Below are 3,435 nucleotides of genomic sequence, written 5' to 3'. Positions count from 1 at the left end.
GATCTCGCTGAAGTATTCAGTTTCGTTCCCGATCGTCTGTCGGGAACCACAAAGTGGACGCGAGCCCGTGACACGAAGGCCACGGAAATCAGTGTGTTGTCAAGTCTTCGGCTTATTAGTACCGGTCAGCTCCACGGGTCGTTAGTCCCCGCTTCCACATCCGGCCTATCAACCCAGTAGTCTGCTGGGAGCCTCTCACACTCAAGGTGCATGGAAATCTCATCTCGAAGACGGCTTCCCGCTTAGATGCTTTCAGCGGTTATCCGGTCCGAACGTAGCTAATCAGCGGTGCCCTTGGCAGAACAACTGACACACCAGAGGTTCGTCCATCCCGGTCCTCTCGTACTAGGGATAGATCTTCTCAAATTTCCAACGCGCGCAGCGGATAGGGACCGAACTGTCTCACGACGTTCTAAACCCAGCTCGCGTACCGCTTTAATGGGCGAACAGCCCAACCCTTGGGACCTACTCCAGCCCCAGGATGCGACGAGCCGACATCGAGGTGCCAAACCATGCCGTCGATATGGACTCTTGGGCAAGATCAGCCTGTTATCCCCGAGGTACCTTTTATCCGTTGAGCGACAGCGCTTCCACAAGCCACTGCCGGATCACTAGTCCCGACTTTCGTCCCTGCTCGACCTGTCAGTCTCACAGTCAAGCTCCCTTGTGCACTTACACTCGCCACCTGATTGCCAACCAGGTTGAGGGAACCTTTGGGCGCCTCCGTTACTCTTTGGGAGGCAACCGCCCCAGTTAAACTACCCACCAGGCACTGTCCATGAACCCGATCAGGGTCCTACGTTAGACATCCAGAGTGACCAGAGTGGTATTTCAACAACGACTCCACGAACACTAGCGTGCCCGCTTCACAGTCTCCCACCTATCCTACACAAGCCACACCGAACACCAATACCAAGCTGTAGTAAAGGTCACGGGGTCTTTCCGTCCTGCTGCGCGTAACGAGCATCTTTACTCGTAGTGCAATTTCGCCGAGTTCGCGGTTGAGACAGCTGGGAAGTCGTTACGCCATTCGTGCAGGTCGGAACTTACCCGACAAGGAATTTCGCTACCTTAGGATGGTTATAGTTACCACCGCCGTTTACTGGGGCTTAAATTCGGAGCTTCGCCCAAAGGCTAACCCTTCCTCTTAACCTTCCAGCACCGGGCAGGCGTCAGTCCGTATACATCGTCTTGCGACTTCGCACGGACCTGTGTTTTTAGTAAACAGTCGCTTCCCACTGGTCTCTGCGGCCTTCACCGCTCACGGAGCAAGTCCGGTCACGGTTCCGGCCCCCCTTCTCCCGAAGTTACGGGGGCATTTTGCCGAGTTCCTTAACCACGATTCTCTCGATCTCCTTGGTATTCTCTACCTGACCACCTGAGTCGGTTTCGGGTACGGGCGGCTGCAACCTCGCGTCGATGCTTTTCTCGGCAGCATAGGATCACTGATTTCCCCTCACGGGTACGCGTCGGATCTCAGGCACACAGACGACGGATTTGCCTATCGTCAGCCCTACATCCTTACACCAGGTTCACCTTACGGATACCATCGCCTGGCTCAGCTACCTTCCTGCGTCACACCTGTTCATACGCTAGCCGCACCAGCATGGGGTCGAGCGTTAGACCGGCCCGCATCACCCCGAAGGGATCCGCTGGTCCGGGTTAGGACTCTTAGCACCACTGGATTAGCTTGGGCGGTTGTTCGCCGGTACGGGAATATCAACCCGTTGTCCATCGACTACGCCTGTCGGCCTCGCCTTAGGTCCCGACTTACCCAGGGCGGATTAACCTGGCCCTGGAACCCTTGGTCTTTCGGAGGACGGGTTTCTCACCCGTCTTTCGCTACTCATGCCTGCATTCTCACTCGTGTGGCGTCCACGGCTGGATTACTCCGCCGCTTCACTCGCCACACGACGCTCTCCTACCACTCCGCACGACTGAACCACGAAGGCTTATCGAGTGTGCGAAATCTACAACTTCGGCGGTGTGCTTGAGCCCCGTTACATTGTCGGCGCGGAATCACTTGACCAGTGAGCTATTACGCACTCTTTCAAGGGTGGCTGCTTCTAAGCCAACCTCCTGGTTGTCTGTGCAACTCCACATCCTTTCCCACTTAGCACACGCTTAGGGGCCTTAGTTGGTAGTCTGGGTTGTTTCCCTCTCGACGATGAAGCTTATCCCCCACCGTCTCACTGCTGCGCTCTCACTCACCGGCATTCGGAGTTTGGCTGACGTCAGTAACCTGTTGAGGCCCATCGGCCATCCAGTAGCTCTACCTCCGGCGAGAAACACGCAACGCTGCACCTAAATGCATTTCGGAGAGAACCAGCTATCACGAAGTTTGATTGGCCTTTCACCCCTATCCACAGCTCATCCCCTCCATTTTCAACTGAAGTGGGTTCGGTCCTCCACGACGTCTTACCGTCGCTTCAACCTGGCCATGGATAGATCACTTCGCTTCGGGTCTAGGACATGCGACTCACTCGCCCTATTCAGACTCGCTTTCGCTACGGCTACCCCACACGGGTTAACCTCGCCACATATCACTAACTCGCAGGCTCATTCTTCAAAAGGCACGCCGTCACCCCTACAAGGAGGCTCCGACGGTTTGTAAGCAAACGGTTTCAGGTACTATTTCACTCCCCTCCCGGGGTACTTTTCACCTTTCCCTCACGGTACTTGTCCGCTATCGGTCATCTGGGAGTATTTAGGCTTATCAGGTGGTCCTGACAGATTCACACGGGATTTCTCGGGCCCCGTGCTACTTGGGATACACATCCGGCCATAACACCATTTCGTCTACGGGGCTGACACCCACTACGGCCCGGCTTTCAAACCGGTTCGACTATGATGCGCTGTAACCGTCCCAGTCCGGCAGAACTGAGCGACGTGTCCCACAACCCCGACCATGCAACGCCCGCCGGCTATCACACATGATCGGTTTAGCCTCATCCGCTTTCGCTCGCCACTACTCACGGAATCACATGTTGTTTTCTCTTCCTGTGGGTACTGAGATGTTTCACTTCCCCACGTTCCCTCTACCCGCCCTATATATTCAGGCGGGAGTCACCAGGTCGACAAGTCGCCTGGCGGGGTTTCCCCATTCGGAAATCCTCGGCTCACAGCTCGATTATCAGCTCCCCGAGGCTTATCGCAGATTTCTACGTCCTTCTTCGGCTCCAGATGCCAAGGCATCCACCGTTTGCTCTTAGAAACTTGACCACAAAGATTAAAATTGCGATCGACTCGAACAACAACCAAGCCCGAAAGCTTCGTCATCGTCACGAGCGATCTAAGATGCTCGCGTCCACTGTGTAGTTCTCAACATACGATCGGCACCACACTCCCCCAACACGAACCGTGTCAGCTTCATGCAGCCCACCGAAGAACCCGACCAGAACCCCCATCACAGGAACCCCAGTCACGGCCCACCCC

General features: G+C 55.6%; 1 rRNA gene. It reads right to left on the bottom strand.

Annotated elements, in window-relative coordinates:
- Window positions 1–95: 95 nt before the first annotated feature.
- Window positions 96–3,222 (bottom strand): 23S ribosomal RNA (locus IEY20_RS16870).
- Between the last annotated feature and the right edge of the window lie 213 nt (window positions 3,223–3,435).

The organism is Curtobacterium luteum (genome assembly GCF_014646995.1).
Classification (GTDB): domain Bacteria; phylum Actinomycetota; class Actinomycetes; order Actinomycetales; family Microbacteriaceae; genus Curtobacterium; species Curtobacterium luteum.
The sequence above is the reverse complement of the archived record's forward strand: the minus strand, read 5'-3'. Positions and strand labels throughout refer to the sequence as shown.